21 protein-coding genes are annotated in these 21,831 nt (G+C 48.9%); 18 read left to right on the top strand and 3 right to left on the bottom strand.

The features are described 5' to 3' along the window. Positions 1–15: 15 nt before the first annotated feature. Positions 16–1,416, top strand: a complete 1,401-nt coding sequence (glgA, locus tag ACZ5LF_RS07750) for a glycogen synthase GlgA (protein WP_380571658.1) — start codon at positions 16–18, stop codon at positions 1,414–1,416. A gap of 42 nt (positions 1,417–1,458) precedes the next feature. Here glgA and ACZ5LF_RS07745 read toward each other — a convergent pair whose 3' ends face one another. Next, positions 1,459–3,159 carry an Rqc2 family fibronectin-binding protein gene (locus ACZ5LF_RS07745; RefSeq protein ID WP_380571656.1) on the bottom strand — a complete coding sequence of 567 codons (1,701 nt, stop codon included), beginning with the start codon at positions 3,157–3,159 and terminating at the stop codon, positions 1,459–1,461. 140 nt (positions 3,160–3,299) lie between these two features. Here ACZ5LF_RS07745 and gmk point away from each other — a divergent pair, with 140 nt between their 5' ends. From gmk to ACZ5LF_RS07695, 10 genes are all read left to right on the top strand, one after another. Then, entirely contained in the window at positions 3,300–3,923 is a 624-nt protein-coding gene (gene gmk / locus ACZ5LF_RS07740; RefSeq protein ID WP_380571654.1) for a guanylate kinase, read from the top strand. Beyond that, positions 3,923–4,117: a DNA-directed RNA polymerase subunit omega gene (rpoZ, locus tag ACZ5LF_RS07735; RefSeq protein WP_380571652.1), complete on the top strand. Its 195-nt coding sequence runs from the start codon at positions 3,923–3,925 to the stop codon at positions 4,115–4,117. Before gmk ends, rpoZ begins: the two co-directional genes overlap by 1 nt. A gap of 70 nt (positions 4,118–4,187) precedes the next feature. Then, positions 4,188–5,378: a bifunctional phosphopantothenoylcysteine decarboxylase/phosphopantothenate--cysteine ligase CoaBC gene (gene coaBC, locus ACZ5LF_RS07730; protein WP_380571650.1), complete on the top strand. Its 1,191-nt coding sequence runs from the start codon at positions 4,188–4,190 to the stop codon at positions 5,376–5,378. Then, positions 5,378–7,759, top strand: coding sequence for a primosomal protein N' (gene priA / locus ACZ5LF_RS07725; protein ID WP_380571647.1), 2,382 nt, complete (start codon positions 5,378–5,380; stop codon positions 7,757–7,759). Before coaBC ends, priA begins: the two co-directional genes overlap by 1 nt. Positions 7,760–7,771: 12 nt before the next feature. Next, positions 7,772–8,716 (top strand): methionyl-tRNA formyltransferase, encoded by a 945-nt coding sequence (gene fmt, locus ACZ5LF_RS07720; protein ID WP_380571644.1) that lies wholly within the window; start codon positions 7,772–7,774, stop codon positions 8,714–8,716. Beyond that, entirely contained in the window at positions 8,716–10,011 is a 1,296-nt protein-coding gene (gene rsmB, locus ACZ5LF_RS07715; protein ID WP_380571642.1) for a 16S rRNA (cytosine(967)-C(5))-methyltransferase RsmB, read from the top strand. Before fmt ends, rsmB begins: the two co-directional genes overlap by 1 nt. Before the next feature lie 2 nt (positions 10,012–10,013). Continuing rightward, on the top strand, positions 10,014–11,117 hold the full coding sequence (rlmN, locus tag ACZ5LF_RS07710; RefSeq protein WP_380571640.1) for a dual-specificity RNA methyltransferase RlmN: 1,104 nt from the start codon (positions 10,014–10,016) through the stop codon (positions 11,115–11,117). A 2-nt stretch (positions 11,118–11,119) separates the two neighbouring features. After that, a complete protein-coding gene (locus ACZ5LF_RS07705; RefSeq protein ID WP_380571638.1) occupies positions 11,120–11,866 on the top strand; it encodes a Stp1/IreP family PP2C-type Ser/Thr phosphatase in 747 nt (248 codons plus the stop codon). After that, the gene (locus ACZ5LF_RS07700; protein WP_380571636.1) at positions 11,863–13,890 is read left to right on the top strand and encodes a protein kinase domain-containing protein; all 2,028 of its coding nucleotides are present in this window, start codon (positions 11,863–11,865) and stop codon (positions 13,888–13,890) included. The genes ACZ5LF_RS07705 and ACZ5LF_RS07700 overlap by 4 nt, the downstream gene beginning before the upstream one ends. Before the next feature lie 70 nt (positions 13,891–13,960). After that, entirely contained in the window at positions 13,961–15,232 is a 1,272-nt protein-coding gene (locus ACZ5LF_RS07695; protein ID WP_380571634.1) for a cytochrome P450, read from the top strand. Between the two features lie 145 nt (positions 15,233–15,377). Here ACZ5LF_RS07695 and ACZ5LF_RS07690 read toward each other — a convergent pair whose 3' ends face one another. Continuing rightward, entirely contained in the window at positions 15,378–15,683 is a 306-nt protein-coding gene (locus ACZ5LF_RS07690; RefSeq protein WP_380571631.1) for a rhodanese-like domain-containing protein, read from the bottom strand. Between the two features lie 87 nt (positions 15,684–15,770). On the opposite strand from ACZ5LF_RS07690, the gene rsgA reads away from it, so the two are divergent. The 4 genes from rsgA to ACZ5LF_RS07670 are packed head-to-tail and all read left to right on the top strand — an operon-like array spanning position 15,771 to position 18,627. Next, a complete protein-coding gene (gene rsgA, locus ACZ5LF_RS07685; protein ID WP_380571628.1) occupies positions 15,771–16,637 on the top strand; it encodes a ribosome small subunit-dependent GTPase A in 867 nt (288 codons plus the stop codon). Next, positions 16,638–17,282: a ribulose-phosphate 3-epimerase gene (gene rpe, locus ACZ5LF_RS07680; RefSeq protein ID WP_380571626.1), complete on the top strand. Its 645-nt coding sequence runs from the start codon at positions 16,638–16,640 to the stop codon at positions 17,280–17,282. A 4-nt stretch (positions 17,283–17,286) separates the two neighbouring features. Next, positions 17,287–17,913: a thiamine diphosphokinase gene (locus tag ACZ5LF_RS07675; RefSeq protein WP_380571624.1), complete on the top strand. Its 627-nt coding sequence runs from the start codon at positions 17,287–17,289 to the stop codon at positions 17,911–17,913. A gap of 12 nt (positions 17,914–17,925) precedes the next feature. After that, complete coding sequence (locus ACZ5LF_RS07670; protein WP_380571622.1) at positions 17,926–18,627, top strand: DUF554 domain-containing protein; 702 nt, start codon at positions 17,926–17,928, stop codon at positions 18,625–18,627. A 47-nt stretch (positions 18,628–18,674) separates the two neighbouring features. Here the strand turns inward: ACZ5LF_RS07670 and rpmB are convergent, their stop codons facing one another. Beyond that, complete coding sequence (rpmB, locus tag ACZ5LF_RS07665; RefSeq protein ID WP_344701326.1) at positions 18,675–18,863, bottom strand: 50S ribosomal protein L28; 189 nt, start codon at positions 18,861–18,863, stop codon at positions 18,675–18,677. A gap of 203 nt (positions 18,864–19,066) precedes the next feature. Here rpmB and ACZ5LF_RS07660 point away from each other — a divergent pair, with 203 nt between their 5' ends. The 3 genes from ACZ5LF_RS07660 to sdaAB are packed head-to-tail and all read left to right on the top strand — an operon-like array spanning position 19,067 to position 21,828. Continuing rightward, complete coding sequence (locus tag ACZ5LF_RS07660; protein WP_344701328.1) at positions 19,067–19,435, top strand: Asp23/Gls24 family envelope stress response protein; 369 nt, start codon at positions 19,067–19,069, stop codon at positions 19,433–19,435. Between the two features lie 21 nt (positions 19,436–19,456). Next, on the top strand, positions 19,457–21,106 hold the full coding sequence (locus tag ACZ5LF_RS07655) for a DAK2 domain-containing protein (RefSeq protein ID WP_380571562.1): 1,650 nt from the start codon (positions 19,457–19,459) through the stop codon (positions 21,104–21,106). Between the two features lie 56 nt (positions 21,107–21,162). Beyond that, a complete protein-coding gene (gene sdaAB, locus ACZ5LF_RS07650) occupies positions 21,163–21,828 on the top strand; it encodes an L-serine ammonia-lyase, iron-sulfur-dependent subunit beta (protein ID WP_380571560.1) in 666 nt (221 codons plus the stop codon). The last annotated feature ends 3 nt before the right edge of the window (positions 21,829–21,831 follow it).

The following is a 21,831-nucleotide window of genomic DNA, read 5'->3' as shown; positions in this document are numbered from 1 at the left end:
GGAAGAAGTGACGGCATGAAACATGTACTTTTTGCTGCAAGTGAATGCACACCGTTCATCAAATCAGGCGGGTTGGCCGATGTCATCGGCAGCCTGCCGCAGGCACTTGTCAAGGAAGGGGCCGAGGTGTCGGTCATCCTCCCCTTATATAAGGAAATCATCCATTCCGAATATCGCCGGGAGATGGAGGAAGTGATGATCTACAATACGCCGGTGGGGTGGCGCAACCAGTATACCCGTATCCTGAAATATACGGATAGGAAAGTCACCTACTATTTTGTAGATAATGAATACTACTTCAACCGTGATGGCCTCTATGGATATATCGATGATGGGGAGCGCTTCGTCTACTTTTCGAATGCCATCATTGAATTTATGTACCGTATAGATGAAAATTATGACGTGCTCCATTGTCATGATTGGCAGACTGGGGCTGCTGTTGCAATCGGCAGCATCAAACGGCCACAGCCCGGCATGAAGATTGTCTATACGATCCATAATATTCAGTACCAAGGATGGATGGAGCCCTCCGCCTTCAGCGATATGTTCAACTTCGGCATGGAGCATTTCGCAGGATTCGAGTGGCAGGGTATGCTTAACATGATGAAAGCAGCCATCCATCATGCGGATGTCATTACGACCGTGTCCGAAACATATGCCGAAGAGATTCTGACGCCGTTTTTCGGAGAAGGCCTGGAAACCGTGCTTGAATACAGGAGGCATGATCTCCATGGTATTATCAATGGTCTGGATATGACAGAATATAACCCCCTGAGGGATGATGCACTTGACTATAGATACCGATCCTCATGCAAGACCAAACTGAAAAATAAGATGGCGCTGCAGAGTGCCCTCGGATTGGAAGTGGATGAAGCCATCCCCATGTATGGCATTGTGACTCGTCTCGTTTCCCAAAAAGGTCTCGATCTCATCACACATGTCATGCATGAATTCCTGATGGAGGATGTCCAGCTCGTCGTACTCGGGTCAGGAGATCAGCAGTATGAGGATTATTTCAGATCACTTTTCCAGAATTTCCCCGGAAAGGTGCATGCGACGATCGGGTTCAGTGAATCCTACGCCAGGAAAATCTATGCTTCCAGTGATTTCTTCATCATGCCGAGCCTGTTTGAACCGTGCGGCCTGGGCCAACTGATCGCGATCAGATATCTAACGGTTCCAATCGTCAGGGAAACGGGTGGATTGAAGGATACGGTCGTGCCATATAACGAATTCAACCATGTTGGGAACGGTTTTTCATTTGAAAAATATAATGCCCACGAATTGCTCGATGCCATGAGGTATAGCCGATCCATCTACCAGGATAAGGCGCATATGGATGCTTTGATCCATAACATGATGCAATCGGACTACAGTTGGGCAAAATCAGCTGAACGCTATATGAGCCTCTATTGAAGAAAAGCCACCTCCAAAATATTTTGGAGGTGGCTTTTTCCACTATGCTTCGGGTTGTGCCATTTTCATCACTTTTCCGCGGTCCGGAGTGACGTTTACGGTCTGCTGATCAGTATAGGTCACAAAGCCCGGTTTTGCGCCACTGACTTTATGCACATGGCGAACTTTGGTGAAATCGACAGGCACCGACTCCGAGTCCCGTGCCTTGGAGTGGTAGGCTGCTATCATCGCGGCATCCAGAATATCCTGCTCTTCTATTTCGCCCTCAGTATGCAGGATGACGACGTGGGAGCCTGGAATGTCCTTCGTATGGAACCACAGATGGTTGTTCTGAGCTTTTTTACTCGTCAGGTAGTCGTTCTGCTTGTTGTTTTTGCCGACCAGTACATCAAGTCCATTCGTCGTCCGATAAGGATGAAGCTGAATTTTATGCTTTTTCTTCTTCGGCTGTCTCCGATTGTTCTTGATGATGCCCTGCTCACCCAATTCTTCCCTTATCTCTTCAACTTCTTCTTGAGTGCTGATGCTTTCCATCTGATGGAGCAGTGAAGAGAGGTATCTAATGTCCTCATATGAGCGTTCCAGCTGTGTAGCGGCACTGCTTTCGCGCGTCTTCAGCTTATTGTACATCTTATAGTAGCGTTGGGCGTTTTCGCTCGCCGTGCGGTTCTTATCGAGGGGGATGATCAGAGGCTCATCGGTATAATAATCGATGACTTCGATGCTTTCATCGTATGGTTTGACCTGATGCATATAGGCAGTGAGAAGTTCTCCATACTTTTGGTATTCATCCATCTTCTCCGCTTCAGCAAGGTCTGCCTTGAGCTTTTCTATCTTACGTTCTGTACGGTCATATTCACGTTCGATCAGGTGGACATAATCCTGCGCCTTCTGTCTGATGAGTGACTTCCTGTACCTGTCATGGTAATAGTCGTCCATCAATCCGGAGAGCGAATCATATGTTGCATCCGGTGCACCGAGGTGACTGAGTGGAGTGAAATAGAATATTTCAGAGTCCCCGTCCGTATAGAGCACAGGTTTTATCTCTTCGGCCTGATGCATGGCCTCTTTTATTGCCGGTACGATGGTTTCAGTGGTGAAGTAGCCGGCGAGGTATTCGACTTCCTTGACGAAAAGGGGGCTGAATCCTTCTACATTATGGAGGATCTGCCGGCCTATCTTCCCTCTGTTGAAGTCGATGTGTGCGGTAACTGACTCTATATCCGCCGTCCTCGGATTGAGTTTCGGCTCAGTCGGCGGGGCCGAATACGGGAAGCCTGGCATGATGGTCCTGCTGTTGTTGTTCGGTGTGAGGTGTTTGATGCCGTCCTGGATGATGTAGTCGGCATCCGTTATGATGATGTTTGAATGCCGTCCCATGATTTCCAGGATGAGTATGCGCCTGATCGGGTCGCCAAGTTCATTCCGCGATTGGATGTGCATTTCAACCCGGCGGTCGTTTCCGACTTGTCTGATGGTTTCAATGATGCCGCCTTCAAGATGTTTTCTGGCAACACGCAGAAACATCGGCGGATCGAATGGAAATTCATATTTATGTTTTGTCAGGTGAAAACGTGCGTACATGGGATGCGCACTTATCAGAAGGTTGTGGTTTGCACCTTGTGCCCTGACTTTGAATATCATGCTTGTGTCATCCATCTGCTGTATCTTATTTATTTTCCCGCTGCGGAGACTATCCAACTCCCCCAATAGGGCGTGGACAAAATTACCGTCGAATGCCATGGTTTCATCCTCCTGTTTTAGACTAATGAACATTTTAACATGAATTGTACCTTGTTTGTCACAGGCCGTCATTTGATGATGAATTTTTCTCCTGGTTATGGTACATTAGGAGATAATCACAAATAGAAAGGTTACGTGTTATGACTTCAGAAAAGGGATTGCTGATTGTACTCTCCGGCCCATCGGGTGTGGGGAAAGGCACGGTCAGAAAGGCGATTTTCGATCATCCTGATACTGACTTCAAGTACTCGATCTCCATGACGACAAGGGAGAGGCGAGAAGGGGAGACGGATGGCGTCGATTATTTCTTCAAGAGCAAAGCAGAATTCGAAGCATTGATTGAAGCAGATAAATTCATTGAGTATGCAGAGTATGTGGGCAACTACTACGGCACTCCGGTGGATTATGTGGAGGAGACCATGTCAAAAGGACATGACGTATTCCTGGAGATAGAAGTCGAAGGGGCAAAACAGGTGAGGGAAAAGTTCCCTGAAGCCCTGTTCATCTTCCTGGCCCCACCGGACCTCAACCAATTGGAGCAGCGTCTTGTGAACAGGGGGACAGACTCTCCTGAGATCATCAAACACCGCATTGATGAAGCGAAAAGAGAACTTAAAATGATGAACCTTTACGATTATGTCGTAATCAACGACGATGTGGACACTGCGCGCGGACGGGTCCAATGCATTGTCGAAGCGTCCCATATGAAACGGGCACGTGTAGAATCCAAATTGAGAAAAATGCTACTGGAGGTCAATCAATAATGCTATATCCATCCATACACGATCTGAAGAAGAATGTCGACTCGAAATATCTGGTTGTGACGATGGCTGCCAAACGGGCACGTCATCTCCAGGATGAACCGGATGACCTTATCTTGGAAGAGTATAAGACTCTGAAGACGGTCAGCCGGTCGCTTGAAGAAATTGCTGCAAATAAAGTTAAGGCAAGAAACTAGCTGACAAATTTTGTCAGCTTTTTTTAACAGCCCATCGCGGTAGCGGGGCTATATTCAAAGAGGTGAGAGCATGGCAAATATCGTTATCGGCGTGACAGGCGGCATTGCTGCCTATAAGGCGGTCGACTTAACAAGTAAACTGATTCAAGGTGGACACCAGGTCCGTGTCGTCCTGACGGAAAATGCACTTGAATTCATCACGCCGCTCGCATTTCAGGCAATAAGCCGCAATCATGTATACACCGATACCTTCAAAGAGGAAGATCCGTCGGTGATTTCCCACATCAACATCGGAGAATGGGCGGATATCATAGCAGTAGTGCCGGTGACTGCAAATACAATCAGTAAGCTGGCCAATGGCATCTATGACAATATGCTGCTCAATGTGCTGGCGGCAAATCCAAAACCGGTGGTGCTTGCGCCGGCTATGAACGTCCATATGTATAACCAGCCCGCCGTACAGAGGAATATGGAAGTGCTTACTAGAGACGGATACCAATTCATCGATGCAGAATCCGGATTCTTGGCATGCGGCTATAATGCCAAAGGGCGCATGGCAAATGTACCGGATATAAAAGCCTATATAGAAGCCCAGCTTGAACGAGGTGATCGGATGACTGGCAAGAAAGTGCTGATAACAGCAGGACCGACACAGGAGCCTCTCGATCCTGTGCGTTATATCACCAACCATTCAAGCGGCAGGATGGGGTATGCCCTGGCCGAAGCGGCGGCTGATAGAGGGGCAAAAGTTGTATTGGTCAGTGGTCCGGTCAATCTAGACGCGCCCCGGGGCGTCGAAGTCGTCGATGTTGTAACGGCAGACCAGATGTGGCGCGCAGCAGACAGCCATATGGACGCTGACCTTGGCCTGTTCACCGCAGCAGTCAGCGACTTTGCTCCCGTCTCCATGCAGGACCAGAAGATGAAGAAGGAGCAGGGGACAGAGCAGATGACCATTGAGATGAAAAAGACACCGGATATATTGAAGCATGCCGGATTTCATGCCAAAGATATGTATGTGGCGGGGTTCGCAGCAGAAACGGAAAATGTCGAAGCGTATGCGCTGGATAAACTGAAACGCAAGAATGCCGACTGCATCATCATGAATGATGTATCCAATCCTGACATCGGCATGAACAGCCCGGATAACGAGGTGGTCATGCTATTTAGGGATGGGGAGCCGGTGCCGTTCGAAAAGATGGATAAGCAGTCGCTTGCTTCTGCCATCATGGATACGCTGCAAGACAGGTGGCTGGACTGATGTACGCTTCTGTAATAGTGGATATCCCGAGTAAAAGCGTAAACCAAGTCTTTGACTACCGTGTCCCGGAAGGCATGTTGGACATACTCAAAGTCGGCCACCGCGTACTCGTACCTTTCGGGCGACGTACCATCCAAGGGTATGTGATGAAGCTCAGTGAAATGACCGACTTCGATCTGGAGCGGATCAAGGAAATCGCACGTACGCTCGACATCGAGCCCGTGCTGACAGAAGAGATGGTGATCATCGCCAAACATCTCGCAGACTACTATATCGATCAGTATATAAGCGTCATAGAAACCATTTTGCCGGCAGCGCTGAAGGCAAACTACAAAAAAGTGCTGCGCTTGGCTGAAGGGCATGGGGCGACAGCAAAAAGACTCCTTGAATCCCATCAGCAGGGCGGAGAGGTGGAGACGAGGCGTCTGCCTGCCCCAGTGTTGGAGGAACTTGCCCCCCACCTCGCGTCTGGGGAAATAAAGGAAGAGACAGTGATCACGCAGCATACGAAAAAGAAGACGGCCCTTGCAGTCTATTCCCTGCGTCATCCTGAAGTCGAACTGTCACGCGCCAAAAAACAGCAGGAGCTGCTCGACGTGATCGAATCGAGTTCGGAACCAATCTTCATCAGGGACCTTGCCGCTGAAGGATTCTCCAACCATCTGGTTAATGAACTCGTCCGCAAAGGATATGTGGAGAAGGTCGAACGGCAGATGGAACGGGACCCGTATGCGGATAGGGTGTTTACATTGGACCCGCCGAAAGTGTTGAATGAAGAACAGCAGCATGCCTATGACCGCATCGCTGAAATGATGGATGCCGGTGAGCCGAGAACCTTCCTGCTCCACGGCATTACAGGCAGCGGCAAGACGGAAGTGTATCTTCAGGTCATCCAAAAGGTGATGGATGAAGGACGAAATGCCATCATGCTGGTGCCGGAGATCGCTTTGACCCCGCAGATGGTCAACCGCTTCAAAAGCCGGTTCGGTGATGATGTGGCGGTGCTCCATTCCGGGCTTTCCCACGGGGAGAAATACGATGAATGGCGCAAAATAAAAGAAGGCCGTGCACGTGTATCGGTCGGGGCCAGAAGCAGTGTCTTTGCACCCTTTGAGAATATCGGCGCCATCATAGTGGATGAGGAGCATGAAACGACATACAAGCAGGGGGATCGGCCCATGTACCATGCCACCGAAGTGGCGAAGTTCAGGAGCCGGTACCATAATTGTCCCCTGATACTTGGGACGGCCACGCCCAGCCTCGAAACATATGCCCGTAGTGAGAGGGGCGTCTATGAGCGGCTTGAACTGACGCAGCGGGCCGGGACGAAAGTACTGCCTGAAATCCACGTGGTGGATATGGCGGAAGAGCATCGCGGGGGCAACACCTCGATCATTTCACAGACGCTCAAGGAAGCCATCGACCAGCGCATCGAACGGGGTGAACAGACTGTGCTGCTGCTCAATAGGCGCGGGTATTCGAACTTTCAGATATGCCAAAACTGCGGCTATGTGCCAATCTGCCCAAACTGTGACATCTCGCTCACCTACCATAAATCAAACAGCAGTCTGCTGTGCCATTACTGTGGTTACGAATCGGCAGTCCGCCGTATATGTGAAAACTGCCAAAGTGACGATGTTACCTTCAGGGGGACGGGTACCGAGAAAGTGGAGGAAATACTGCGTGATATGTTCGACACTGAAATCGTCAGGATGGACAACGATACGACAAGGCGGAAGGGCATGCATGAAAAGCTGCTTGACCGGTTTGAAGAAGAAGAAATCCCCATCCTGCTCGGCACTCAGATGATCGCCAAAGGGCTCGACTATCCCAAGGTGACGCTTGTGGGCGTGCTGAATGCAGACACGATGCTCAATCTTCCTGATTTCAGAGCCAATGAAAAGACATATCAGCTGCTCACTCAGGTATCGGGCCGCGCAGGACGCCATGCTTTGTCGGGGGAAGTGATTTTCCAGACCTACAACCCGAGCCATTATGCAATCCAACTGGCCAAAGGGAACGATTACAGGCAGTTCTATGAAAAGGAGATGGCATTCAGGCGACTGGCACGCTACTCACCGTTTTATTTTCATGTCTTGTTCACCGTTTCGAGCGAGGATATCTCAAAATGTCTCAAAGCGACGAGCCATATCCATGATGCCCTGGTGGACGCTGTCTCGGACAAGTCCATCATAGTGGGACCATCCCCAAGTCCGCTTGAGAGGATCAACCGGCAGTATCGTTTCCAGATAATGCTGAAATATAAGAGGGAACCGGCACTGCTCGAAGTTTTGGGTGGATTGGATGAATATTATCATGAAGCATATCGTACGGAAGGTGTCTCACTCCGGATAGATGTGGATCCGCAAGTCATCATGTAGGAGGAATTTATAATGACGGAAACAATCATTTTTATGGGAACCCCGGATTTCTCGGTACCCATATTAGAGAAGCTCCACGAAAAGCATAATGTCGCGCTGGTCATCAGCCAGCCGGACAAGCCGGTCGGCAGAAAAAGGGTGCTGACCTCACCACCGGTCGCAGAAGCAGCAAAAACCCTCGATATCCCACTTTTCCAACCTCAAGACATCAGGCACGATGAAGCGGTGGATCAGATCAGGGGGATGGCTCCGGATCTGATCATCACTGCAGCCTATGGGCAGATCCTCCCAAAGGCGCTGCTAGACATTCCGCGTCTCGGGGCGGTCAATGTGCATGCCTCCCTACTGCCGAAACATAGGGGAGGCGCCCCAATCCATAGGGCGATCATGGAAGGTGATGCAGAAACCGGCGTAACACTTATGTATATGGCTGAAGGGCTCGACAGTGGAGATATCATCGCCAGTGTAAAGACCGGCATCACGCCTGAAGATGATACAGGAACATTACATGACCGCCTGTCACACCTTGGTGCAAAGCTTCTCAATGAGACACTTCCCGCCTTATTGGCAGGGACGAATTCCCGGGTACCACAGAATGAAGGGCAGGTCACAATCAGTCCGAACATTTCCAAAGAGGATGAACTGTTGGACTTTGAGGACAATGCAGAGCATCTGTTCAATCATATACGGGGATTGTCCCCATGGCCCGGCGCCTATACTGAAATGGATGGCAAACGTCTGAAGATATATGGTGCGCGGCTTCTTGAAAAGCATTCACAGCGTCAACCCGGCACCATCGATTCGGTGACGGAAGATGGCTTCACCGTGGTGGCAGGAGACCATCGACTCATCGAGGTCACACAAGTCCAGCTGGCTGGGAAAAAGCGGACCGATGCCTCGGAATTCACAGCAGGCAGGCAAAACTTAGAAGGCACAATACTTGGGGGTATCAGCTAATGTCATTACGTAAACTGGCCCTCGATGCATATGGCCGGGTGATGGATGAGGGGGGCTACTCCAACATCGTCCTGAACGATATAATCAAGAGCCATCCTCTAGAGGCGAACGATAAAGGGCTGCTGACTGAGATCGTCTACGGCACGATCGCAAAGCGGCTGCATATCCAATATCAGATCAGGCCTTTTATACGCACGAGGCTCAAGCGGTGGCAGCGTAATCTGATAGAGATTACAGTCTATCAGATCATATGGCTAGACCGTGTGCCGAACTATGCCGCGATCAATGAAGCGGTGAAGATCGCCAAAGCATCAGGCGGACCGAAAGACGCCAATGCCATCAACGGCATATTGAGGAATTTCGAAAGATCGCCGAGACAGGACGCCAATGCCATCAAAAGTGCCACAAAACGGTTGTCCATAGAGACGAGCATCCCTGAATGGATCATCTTCCATTGGAAGACCCACCACGGCATCGAGGGGGCCCGCCGGATAGCGGAAGCATTGGACAGTCGGCCCCAGATGTATATACGCACCAATACATCACGCATTACACGCGAGTCGCTCCTTTCGAAATTGACGGCAGAAGGCCTGGAGGCAACCCCTTCAGATATTCATCCCGACGCCATCGAAGTGGATGGGGATATCCTGAAATCAGAGGGCTATGAAGCAGGGTTGTTCAGCATCCAGGATGTCAGTTCGATGCTCGTCAACGAAGCCCTTGAACCAGCAGTGGATGATGTCATCCTTGATGCCTGCAGTGCGCCAGGCGGCAAAGGGCTGCACGCACTTGAGAAAGCCACCAGCGGCCATGTCGACCTGAGTGATGTACACACGCATAAATTGCCGCTCGTGACCCAACATGCCAAACGCCTGGGGCTGTCGAACCTCGAAGTTTTTCTGGCAGACGCAGCCTGTGATGAATACCCGAGACTATATGATAAAATCATAGTCGACGCTCCTTGCTCAGGTCTCGGGGTGATGCGCAGGAAGCCGGAAATCAGATACGAGCGCACGGCAGAAGATGTAGAAGCGCTTGTCAGACTCCAACTTGAAATTTTATCCAATGTGAAACAATACTTGAAAAAAGACGGCGTGCTCATATATTCGACATGCACCATCCATCAGATGGAAAATGAGAATGTGGCCTATACTTTCAAAAAGGAAAATGACGATATCGAGTTTGATCCATTCAGGTTGAAAGCATTCGATTTTGAAGGGCCATATCGCCAGATTCTGCCGCATGAAGCAGATACAGATGGCTTCTTTATAGCCAGATTCAGGAAGAAGGAATAGAAATGATAAAAAGACCAGAAAAGAAACCGATTAAAGATTTTCAGCTGCCGAACTTCGACCGACCGTCGATCTACACCTTAAACCTCGATGAGTTGGAGGCATTGGCAGTCGAATGGGGAGAAGAGCGGTATCGCGGTGCCCAAATATTCGAATGGCTCTATATTCACCGTGTAGACCAGTTTGAAGAAATGTTGAACCTGCCTAAGGAGATGCGCCAAAAATTGTCAGAGATGTACAGCATCGAGCCGCTGGAAACGGTGGTCAGGCAGGAAAGCAAGGATGGCACCATGAAGTTCCTGTTCCGCCTAAGGGATGGCTATACCATCGAAACTGTACTGATGCGCCATGATTACGGCAACTCCGTGTGCGTCACGACCCAGGTCGGATGCCGTATAGGCTGCAGTTTCTGCGCGTCGACGCTCGGGGGGTTGAAGCGTAATCTCGAAGCGGGTGAAATCGTCTCACAGATCGTCCAGATCCAAAAAGCACTGGACGAGACGGATGAACGTGTGAGCAGCATCGTCATTATGGGTATCGGTGAACCGTTTGAAAACTACAACCAGATGATGAAGTTCCTGCGTATCGTCAATCACGACGATGGCCTCAATATCGGCGCACGCCATATCACGGTATCCACAAGTGGCATAGTGCCCCGGATCTATGATTTTGCAGAAGAAGATATACAGATCAACTTTGCCGTGAGCCTGCATGCATCGGATAATGATATAAGGACACGGCTGATGCCGATCAATAAAGCCTATGATATAGAAAAATTGATGGATGCCTTGAAGTATTACCAGCAGGAGACCGGCCGCAGGATCACTTTTGAATATGGCCTTTTCGGTGGCGTCAATGACCAGCCTGAACATGCACGCGAGCTTAGTGAGTTGATCAGCGGGCTGAAATGCCATGTCAACCTCATACCTGTCAACCATGTGCCGGAGCGGAACTATGTACGTACTACAAGGGATGATATCTTCACATTTTTGGAGACGCTCAATGAGTGCGGTGTGAACGCGACGCTCAGAAGGGAGCAGGGTACCGATATAGATGCCGCATGCGGCCAGCTCCGTGCCAAGGAATCCAAGGAAGAAACGGGGGAATAGCAATGAAGGCAGTAGAAGAGAGCATCAAGGGAGACCACCGCAGCTTGAATGAAGATGCCACCGGCATCTTCTATAATGGAACAGATCAGATGCTGCTGCTCGTTTCGGACGGGATGGGTGGCCATGAGTATGGTGATGTCGCCAGCAGGTTCGCACATGATGAGGTGAAGGCGGCATGGGAAGAGCAGAATCTGTTCGACGTCGAGCAGGCGGTCGAATTTTTGAGGCATCTTGTGATGGATGTCAACCGCAGGATGCATGAATACCAGGAAGAATATGCAGAGTACCGCGGAATGGGCACGACCCTTGTCCTAGCGGCGGTGATTGACGAAACCCTGCTTATTTTGAATGTGGGGGATTCCAGGGCGTATGTGATGAACGCCCGCTCCATCGAACAGGTGACGAAAGACCACTCATTCGTCAACATGCTGGTCGATGCCGGAGAGATTACCGAAGCGGATGCCAAAATGCATCCCAAAAGGAATATAATCACAAAAGCACTCGGCACCGACCGCCTCATCCAGGCAGATGTCTTCAGGTTGCGCAATAAACAGTATAACCATCTCCTGCTTGCTTCTGACGGCCTGACGGATGAAATGGATAGTGGAGAAATCCATACAATCGTATCAAAGCCGGACGTTCCGCTTGAGGATAAGCCGGGACATCTTATAGAACGTGCACTCAAAAATGGCTCTACGGATAATATCAGCCTCGTATTGGCTGAACTGAAGGCAGGCAATCAGGTGTGATTGGAGAAATCGTTTCAGAGCGCTACAAGGTGATTGAATACCTCGGCGGCGGCATGAGCTCCGTTTACTTGGCTGAGGATATCATCCTGAACCGGGAAGTGGTCGTAAAGCTGATTAAAGTGGATCATCATAACCGCGAGAAATCCGTGGCGCGGTTCCAACGTGAAGTCGAAAGTACGATCCAACTTTCCCATCCTAACATTGTCAGCGTTCTGGACGTCGATGAGACGGATATGTATCACCTGCTCGTAACTGAAGTGATCCATGGTCCGACGTTGCAGCAGTTCATCGAAGATAATCATCCTGTGCCGGTAGCTGAAGTGCTGAGGATATGTGGGATGGTGCTGCGTGGCATCAGGCATGCCCACGGTGCAGGCATCATCCATAGGGATATCAAACCCCAGAACATTCTGATGGATGAAAAGGGACAGGTGAAGATTACAGACTTCGGCATCGCAAAGGCTCTAAGTGATACACGCATGACTGAAACCAACCAGGTCATGGGTTCTGTGCAGTACATATCCCCGGAACAGGCAAAAGGCCACCAGACGGATGAACGGACAGATATCTATTCATTCGGGATCGTATTGTTTGAATTGCTTGCCGGCCGGCTGCCGTTTGAAGGGGAAACTCCGGTTTCAGTCGCACTGAAGCATATCTCGGAACCCTTTCCGGATATACTGGAATTCAGGGATGTGCCGGAAGCGCTTGTCCGCATAATCGGTAAGTGTACTGAAAAGGATCCACGTAACCGTTATCGTCAAGTGGATGAAATACTCAATGACATCGCTGCATTCAATTCCGGTACAGTATCTGAACCCCACCCTGGGCCAAAGCCCCCAATCAGCCCTTACGGAGATAGGAAGAAGAATCGAAAGCTATGGCTCATTCCGTTGTTGGCAATGTTGCTTCTGCTGCCGGCATTGTTCTTTTTCCTTGTCATGGACCAATCGTCCACCCTCCCGGACATGACCGGTATGCCGATTGAAGATGCCGGACAGGTACTTGAAGAAAATGATTTGGAGATGGGTGAGACAATCGAGGCGTATGACCCTGAAATGAGTACTGGCTCGATCATCAGGACTGTACCAGGAGCTGGTGGGAAAGTAGATAAGGGCACTCCGATCGATATTATGGTCAGCCGTGGAGAAGCGCCCTATGAAATGGGGGACTTTGTCGGGGCATACTATGAAGATATCAAAAGTGATCTGGATGCACTTGGGTTCAGCAGTGTCGAAGTCGAAAAGATACCCGACGCTTCAAAGCCTGACACGGTACTCTCACAGTCCATTGGAGCTGGCATGGAAGTCACCCCGGAAGAACATGAGTTAGTGCTTGAAGTGTCTTCAGGAGTGGAGATGCCATCGTTGACAGGACTTTATCTTGATGATATGCGGGCTGATATCGAAGCGATGGAATTCAGCTCTTTTGAAGTGGAAGAAGTATACGACCCATCCGAACCCGGGACGATAATAGAACAGTCAATAGAACCAGATGTACTGGTCGACCCGTCTTCAGACAATTTGAAGCTGACCGTTTCAAGAGGCTTAGAGATGATAGAAGTGGAAGATTATAGGGGGCAGCAGCTGGAGGAGGCAGAGGCAGCGCTGATTGAGGCAGGATTTGAAGTGGATATCATCCAGGAAGCCCACAGCGCAGATTTTAAAGAGGGTCAGGTCATGGGGCAGTCTCCGCATTATGGGGAATTCACAAAAGGATCCACAATCGATATAATCAAATCCCTCGGACCCGAGTCCAAAGACGAGAAGCAATTCGCCAAAGAAATATTGATCCCATACGATGAAGATCAGGACGCGGACTCAAAAGAAGAACGCCCGGCCCGTACTGTGGAAATATACATTGACGATAAAGATAATGATATGGATGATGTATTCGATACATTGGAAATCGATTCGGATCATGAGTATACGGTCAATATGATCATTGAAGAAGATGAAACCGGCCACTACCGCATCGATGTCGATGGTGAGACCATCAAAGAGGATAAGGTCCCCTACAAATGATTGAAATGGTGGCATAAGCCCAATCATTTATATATAATGGATTAGGAATAATGAAATTGGAGGAGAACTTATGAGCACAATAAAGAGAGACAAAGGTCTCGATAACACGCTTAAGGCAATGAAGGAAGGTTACCTTTACACCACGAATCAAAGAAAGCGCCTTGGTGCAGAAAACATTTTTGAAACAAGGGGTCTCGGCGGTAAGCGCATCCTCGTCCTCAGTGGTAAAAAGGCTGCTGAAACTTTCTACGATAATGATAGGATCGAACGTTCCGGCACTCTGCCAAAGCGTATCGTGAACACTCTATTCGGTAAAGGTGCCATCCACACGACGACCGGCAAAAAACATATAGACAGAAAAGCACTCTTCATGTCGCTTATGACAGAAGGCAACCTGAAATACTTACGTGAACTTACACGCAACCACTGGTATATGAATACTCACCGCATGGAACAGATGGGCCGTGTAAACATCTATCGCGAATCCATCGTCCTGCTTACTAAAGTAGGTACCAAGTGGGCCGGTGTACAGGCACCGGAATCTAAGATTGAAGAAATCGCAACGGATATGGATATCATGATCGATTCCTTCAAAGGCCTAGGTTCCAAGTTCAAAGGCTACAGGGAGTCCGTCAAAGCACGTCACCGTGTTGAGGATTGGCTTGAAGATCAGATCATCCAGACCCGTAAAGGCAAGATCCATCCGCCAGAGGGAACGGCCCTCTATGAGTTTGCACATTGGGAAGACTACAAGGGTAACCCTATGGACTCAAGACTCTGTGCCATCGACCTGATGAACACGTTCCGCCCTCTCATTGCGATCAACCGTTTTGTATCATTCGGTCTGCATGCGATGAATGAACATCCAATTTCAAGGGAAAAAATCAACAACGAAGAAGATTATGCGTACATGTTCTCACAAGAAGTGCGCCGCTTCTACCCATTCGTGCCATTCCTGCCGGGCAAAGCGAAGACGGACTTCAACTTCGATGGACATGATATAGACAAAGACACTTTCCTTCTGCTCGATGTCTATGGCACCATGCACCGCGATGATGTCTTCGAAAACGCGAATGAATTCCGCCCAGAACGCTTCATCGACTGGGATGGCAGCCCATTCGACCTTATTCCGCAAGGCGGCGGCGACTACTACACGAACCACCGTTGTGCAGGCGAGTGGATGACAATCATCATCATGGAAGAGACGATGAAATATTTTGCCGGCAAAGTTTCATATGATGTACCTGAACAAGACCTCAGCATCGATCTGAACAGCATTCCAGGCTATATTAAAAGTGGCTTCATCATTGAAAACGTCAGGGAAAACATCGACCGCAAATAAATTCAAATGCCCCCTTCCGCCATATGGCGGAAGGGGGCATTCATTTATGGGCAAATTGTCATTAGGTCCTGCCTGTACCAAGAAATGGTGGCGCAATGAAAAAGGAGTCTCTCCCGGGTCGGGACAGACTCCTTCGTGCATATAGCTAGAATGTATCGAGTGGGCCGTCATAAGCCAGTATGCCGCCTTCGACATTCAACGCTTTGTAGCCGTTATCAAGTAAATGGTGCTGTACTTTCTCACTTCTCTTGCCGGATCTGCACATTACATAATACGTCTTGTCTTTATCGAGGGATGAAATGGCGTTCTCGAAGTCCGACATCGGATAATGTTCGGCACCAGGCACGAAGCCTGTCTCTTCCAGTTCATTCTTTTCCCTGACATCGATCAGGACTTTATCCTCACCTTGGATTACATCTTGCAGTTCACTAGCCTCAATTGACTCTGACATGGTAGTACCTCCTTTTATGGTGCTAGTGATATTTTATCATAAAGAGGGTAACTGTTATAATAAAGTAAAATCAATCAGGGGTGACGTATGCTTAAAGGAAGAATAATCAAAGCATTGAGCGGATTCTACTATGTAGAGGCTGAAGGGAGTATATACGCAACAAGGGCGAGGGGTCTGTTTAGAAAAACTAAGGAGTCCCCCCTTGTCGGCGATATTGTGACATTTCAGGTGGAGAATGATATGGAAGGGTATATAACGGCGATAGATCCCCGCAAAAACTCACTTGCGCGGCCACCAGTCGCCAATATCGATCAGCTGTTGATCACAATGAGCATGAAATCCCCTGAATTCAACTATTATCTTCTGGACCGATTCCTTGCTTACGCAGAAGCGCATGATATGGAGCCAGTCGTCATCATCACCAAGATGGACCTGGCTGATGACGATTTCGATGCTGAAGCGTTGAAATCGGTCTATAGCGGTATTTATCCGGTCCATTTCACCGACCGGGGCTCCATCGCCCGGGATCTGGAAATGATCTTCGAGGATAAGATCAGTGTCTTGGCTGGTCAGTCCGGGGTGGGGAAATCGACTCTACTGAATACATTCCTGCCAGCACTCGATCTTGAGACTGCAGAAATCTCCAACGCTTTAAATCGTGGAAAACATACGACGCGGCATGTGGAGCTGATGGATATTGCCGGCGGCAAGATTGCAGATACCCCAGGATTCAGCACGATAGAATTCACAGGTCTCGATAAATACAATCTCAAGTTCTGTTTTCCGGATTTCAATGTACACAGTGAAAAATGCAAATTCAGGGAGTGTCAGCACATCAAGGAACCTAAGTGCGGTGTCAAGGAAGCCGTGGCGAACGAAATGCTGGCCAAGACGCGCTATGACAGTTATGTAACGATTTATCATGAAATTGAAAACAGAAAGGTAAGATATTGAATGGATAAAATATTACCTTCCCTGCTTGCCGGGGATTTTGCGAATCTAGGACGCGATATCGGGAGGATGGAGGCAGCTGGTGCCGATATGTTCCATCTTGATGTCATGGACGGCCAGTTTGTGCCGAACATATCATATGGACTGCCTGTGATTGAAGCCATCAGTAAGGTCTCCAACATACCGATCGATGTGCATCTGATGACCCTTCAGCCCGACCAGTTCATAGAAGAACTGAAGCGGATGGGCGTCGCTATGGTGTCTTTTCATGTTGAAGCGACACATCATCCGCACCGACTGATCCAAAAGATCCAGCAAAATGGCATGAAGGCGGGTATCGCGCTAAATCCACATAGTGCCGTGTCTGAGCTTGAATACCTGCTGCCAGATCTTGATTTCGTCCTCATCATGACAGTGAATCCAGGCTTTGGCGGACAGGAATTCATCAGCCAGTGTGTGGGTAAGATCACCGAACTTGATGGGATGAGGAAAGCGCATAACTACCAATTTGACATCGAAGTCGATGGCGGCATAAATGATGAAACGGCAGCTATATGCAGAGATGAGGGCGCGAACCTGTTCGTCAGCGGTTCCCATCTGTTCAAAGCAGAGGACCCTGCCGCAGCAATCAGCCGGTTGAGAGGATGATGACATGCATATCAACGTGTTAGTCCGTGAATCTAAAAAGGGCATCATGGAAGCCATCAGGCCCGGCGAATGGGCCGGGGTGGATCGCGGTGCATATCTTCTGCTTAGGGAAGGCATCCACCCGAAGTATACTTATGGGGATTTCGATTCTGTAGATGATGGAGAATGGACGTTCATCACCAGACATATGGCGGTGACACCTGTGCCGACGCGCAAAGACGATACGGATTTGGAGATATGCCTGAAAGATCTTGTGGCAAAAGGCTACTTGAGCATAGATGTATACGGGGCGACGGGTGGCCGGCTCGACCATACTCTTGCCAACATCTTTCTGTTGACGCACAGCAGTTTCAGCAAGGCGAACATCAGGCTCATTGATCACCAGAACATCATGCAGCTGCTCCCGGCAGGCCAGCACACGGTAGCAAAAGCTGAAGGCATGCGCTATGTCTCCTTTCTGCCATTGGCTGCAGGTGGGAACTTGAGCTTGGAGGGGTTCGAATATGATTTGGACGAAGCCGAACTTGAAGTTGGCCGGACATTGACGATAAGCAACGAATTTAAGGAGGAATATGCTTCGGTGCATACGGATGCTACAATAATTATGATACAATCCAGAGATGACCGTTAAAGGAGGGACAGGATGATTTTAGCAGGTGCATTCACAAATGGTATGGCAATCATAGTCGGTGGATTGCTGGGTTTGATATTTACATTCATTCCGGCTCCCATAAAGGATTCCATAATGAAGATACAGGCATTGATCATTCTGACCCTGGGGATCCAGATGGTCGTCCAGGCTGATGATATCATCATAACATTACTCAGCCTGATTGTTGGGGTGGTCATCGGAGAAGTCATCCGTCTTGAAGAGATGCTGAACCGCTTCGGCCATTGGATGGAAATCAAGCTTGGCGACAAACATGCCGGTAACCTGTCACAAGGTTTCGTCTCCGGTACTCTGGTCTTCATTGTAGGGGCTATGGCAATTGTCGGAGGATTGGATGCAGGGCTCAGGGGCTCCAACGAAGTACTGATCACAAAATCGATCATGGACTTCTTCATCGCAATAGTCATGACGACCACCTATGGCCTCGGTGTCATCATCTCAGGCGTGCCGACATTCTTTTATGAATCCGGCATCATACTTTCTGCCCAGCAGATAGCCAAGTTCATACCGGACTTCATCCTCGATCAGATGATCCAGCAGGTGACGAGTACGGGTGGCGTAATACTTCTTGCGATTGCCTTAAATATGCTAAACATCACTAAAATGAGGGTGGGCAATATGATACCGGCAATATTTACAGCGATGCTGATGGTTTATCTCGTCAACATATTCTAAATAAAAAATCCATCCGATCAGATCGGATGGATTCAATATTGTCAAGATTATACGCGCTGGACTTTGCCGGATTTGAGTGCGCGGGCTGATGCCCAGACTCTTTTAGGCTTGCCGTCGACGAGTACCCTTACTTTTTGCAGGTTGGCGCCGAAAGTCCTTTTGTTGGCGTTCATAGCGTGTGAACGGTTGTTGCCTGTGCTTGCTTTACGGCCAGTGAAGTAGCATTCTTTAGACATATTGTCATCTCCCTTTATAAAGATTACCATAAATATTGATTATAGCTTTATTTGCATACTATAATATAATACATGATAAGAAAAGATTTTACAAGCGATATTCCGAGGGTACGCTAGGCGGCCGGCACTATGGTGTTATAGGCATACTTGTATTTATATGCGGTTTCCGCTTATAATTAAATGATGTATGAGGAGGAAAGACAATGACTCTTGAAATAAAAAATGAAATGGGCAGTATTGATATCGCCATGGACGTGATTGCGAATATTGCAGGCGGTGCAGTGGTGGAAAGCTACGGTGTCGTCGGTATGGCTTCTAAGCACCAGGTGCGTGACGGCTTTGCCGAACTCCTCGGCAAAGAGAACTATTCGCGCGGTGTCATCGTGGAAAACAATGAAGGCGAAGTGGATATCGATCTATATATAATCGTCAGCTACGGCGTCAAGATTTCAGAGGTGGCGACGAATCTGCAATCGACCGTCAAATATAAGCTCGAAAAGACACTTGGGTTGAACATAAAGTCAGTTAACATTCATGTTCAAGGTGTCAGAATCATCAATACTGAGGACTGATCAGGGAGGATTTACTAAGCAATGGATAAGATAGATGGTGTAATGTTTAAAAATATGATTTTAAGTGGGGCTGAGAACTTGCGGCAGCACGCCGAGTATGTGGATTCATTGAACGTCTTCCCGGTTCCGGACGGTGATACGGGCACCAATATGAATTTATCGATGACTTCAGGAGCCAATGAAGTGGAAGATAAAAGTGAAAGCCATATCGGAGATATCGGCAAATATTTTTCCAAAGGCCTGCTGATGGGTGCGCGGGGGAATTCTGGCGTAATACTCTCCCAGCTCTTCCGTGGGTTTTCCAAATCCATAGAGGATGAGGAGGAGATAGATGCCGCCACTTTTACAGCTGCGCTCAACGCCGGTGTACGTACTGCCTATAAAGCAGTCATGAAGCCTGTCGAAGGCACCATCCTGACAGTCGCTAAAGATTCTGCCGCAAAGGCTGAGGAATTGGCTGAAACAGAAACGTCACTCACCTCTTTGATGGAGGGCGTCATCAAAGAAGCGAAAGCATCATTGGACAGGACACCGGACCTGTTGCCGGTGCTTAAGGAAGTGGGCGTCGTAGATTCCGGCGGACAGGGGTTATTATATGTATATGAAGGCTTTCTTTCTGCATTGAAGGGCGAAAAGGTTGAAGCCAAGGATGAGCAGAAAAATATGAAGGATTTCGTTGATGATCATCACGAGTTCGATCAGTTCATGACGGCAGACGACATCGAGTATGGCTTCTGCACCGAATTCATGGTGCGCTTCGATGAGAAGGGCCGTGAGTTCAACGAAGATGCGTTCCGCGATGAGATGAGTGAATTCGGCGACTCTTTGCTTGTCATATCAGACGATGAGATCGTCAAAGTCCACGTCCATACTGAAACACCCGGCAAAGCGATGACTTATGGCGCCGAGTATGGTGAACTGATCAAGATGAAGATTGAGAACATGCGTGAACAGTTCAGGGAGATACAGGACAAGAAAGGTCCGGCCAAAACCGAGACGAAGGACAAGCAAACTTATGAAACAGCAATCATAACCGTTTCATCCGGAGAGGGCATCAATGAATTGTTCAGGAGCATCGGTGCGACGCATATCATAAACGGCGGCCAGACGATGAATCCCGCTACGGAGGATATCCTGAAGACGATAGAAGGGGAGGATGTCAAAAATGTCATCATCCTGCCCAATAATAAAAACATCATCATGGCAGCTGAGCAGGCACGTGATCTACTTGATATCCCGGCTGCCGTAGTACCGAGTACATCGATACCTGAAGGGTTGGCGAGCCTGCTGATGTATTCCCCGGATGCTGGATTGGAAGACAACACTACTGCAATGAAGGAAGCACTTGAGCACGTCAAGACAGGACAGGTCACATATGCAGTGCGCGACACCAAGATAGACGGCGTCGACATCAAAAAAAATCAGCACATGGGCATCAACAATGGCAAGATAACCGGCGCAGATGATTCCAGGGAAGCGGCATTGAAGCAGCTGCTTGAATCGATGATTGATGATGAGTCTGAAATCGTCACTGTACTGATCGGCGACGAAGGAGATCAGGATGAAGTAAACCGCATCATTGAAGCAGTTGAAGCAGAACATGACGAAGTGGAATTTGAAGTCCACGAAGGACATCAACCGGTGTACAGTTATCTACTTTCTGTAGAATAGTCATGAGACCCCATCGGTTCGCCTGGACCGATGGATTTTTTTATGGAGGGGATCGAATGAAGTATAAAAGTGTTTTTGACATCATCGGACCGGTAATGGTCGGGCCGTCTTCTTCACACACGGCAGGAGCAGCACGGATTGGTTTGCTCGCACGCAGTCTTTTTGGAGAACAGCCGGATCATGCGGATATCTATCTGTATGGATCCTTTAAGGATACTTACAGGGGACATGGTACGGATGTTGCATTGATTGGCGGACTGCTTGGGTTTGATACCGATGATGACCGCATCATCACCGCTAAAGATCATGCAGATGAAGCGGGTATGCATATACAGTTCATCGAAATGGAAGAGGAACGCTCCCATCCGAATACTGCATTGCTGCACCTGGTCAAGGGCTCAGACAGACTGACGGTTGAGGGGATATCGATAGGTGGCGGCAAGATTGAAGTGGTCAGCATCAACGACTACCCAATCAGTCTATCCGGCAATTACCCGGCCCTGCTGGTTTTCCATAAGGATACCTTCGGGACCATCGCCAGAGTCACGACAATTCTCGGAGGCCATCAGATCAACGTCAGCCAGATGAATGTCGCGCGCAAGGAAAAAGGGGATATTGCACTGATGACGATAGAGCTTGATGAAAAGATCAGCCAGGAGGTCATTGACGAAGTAGCTGCGGCAGAAGGTGTCGATCGAGTAATTGAAATGAAAGAAAGCTAGGGG

The organism is Salinicoccus siamensis, from assembly GCF_055391965.1.
The sequence above is the reverse complement of the archived record's forward strand: the minus strand, read 5'-3'. Positions and strand labels throughout refer to the sequence as shown.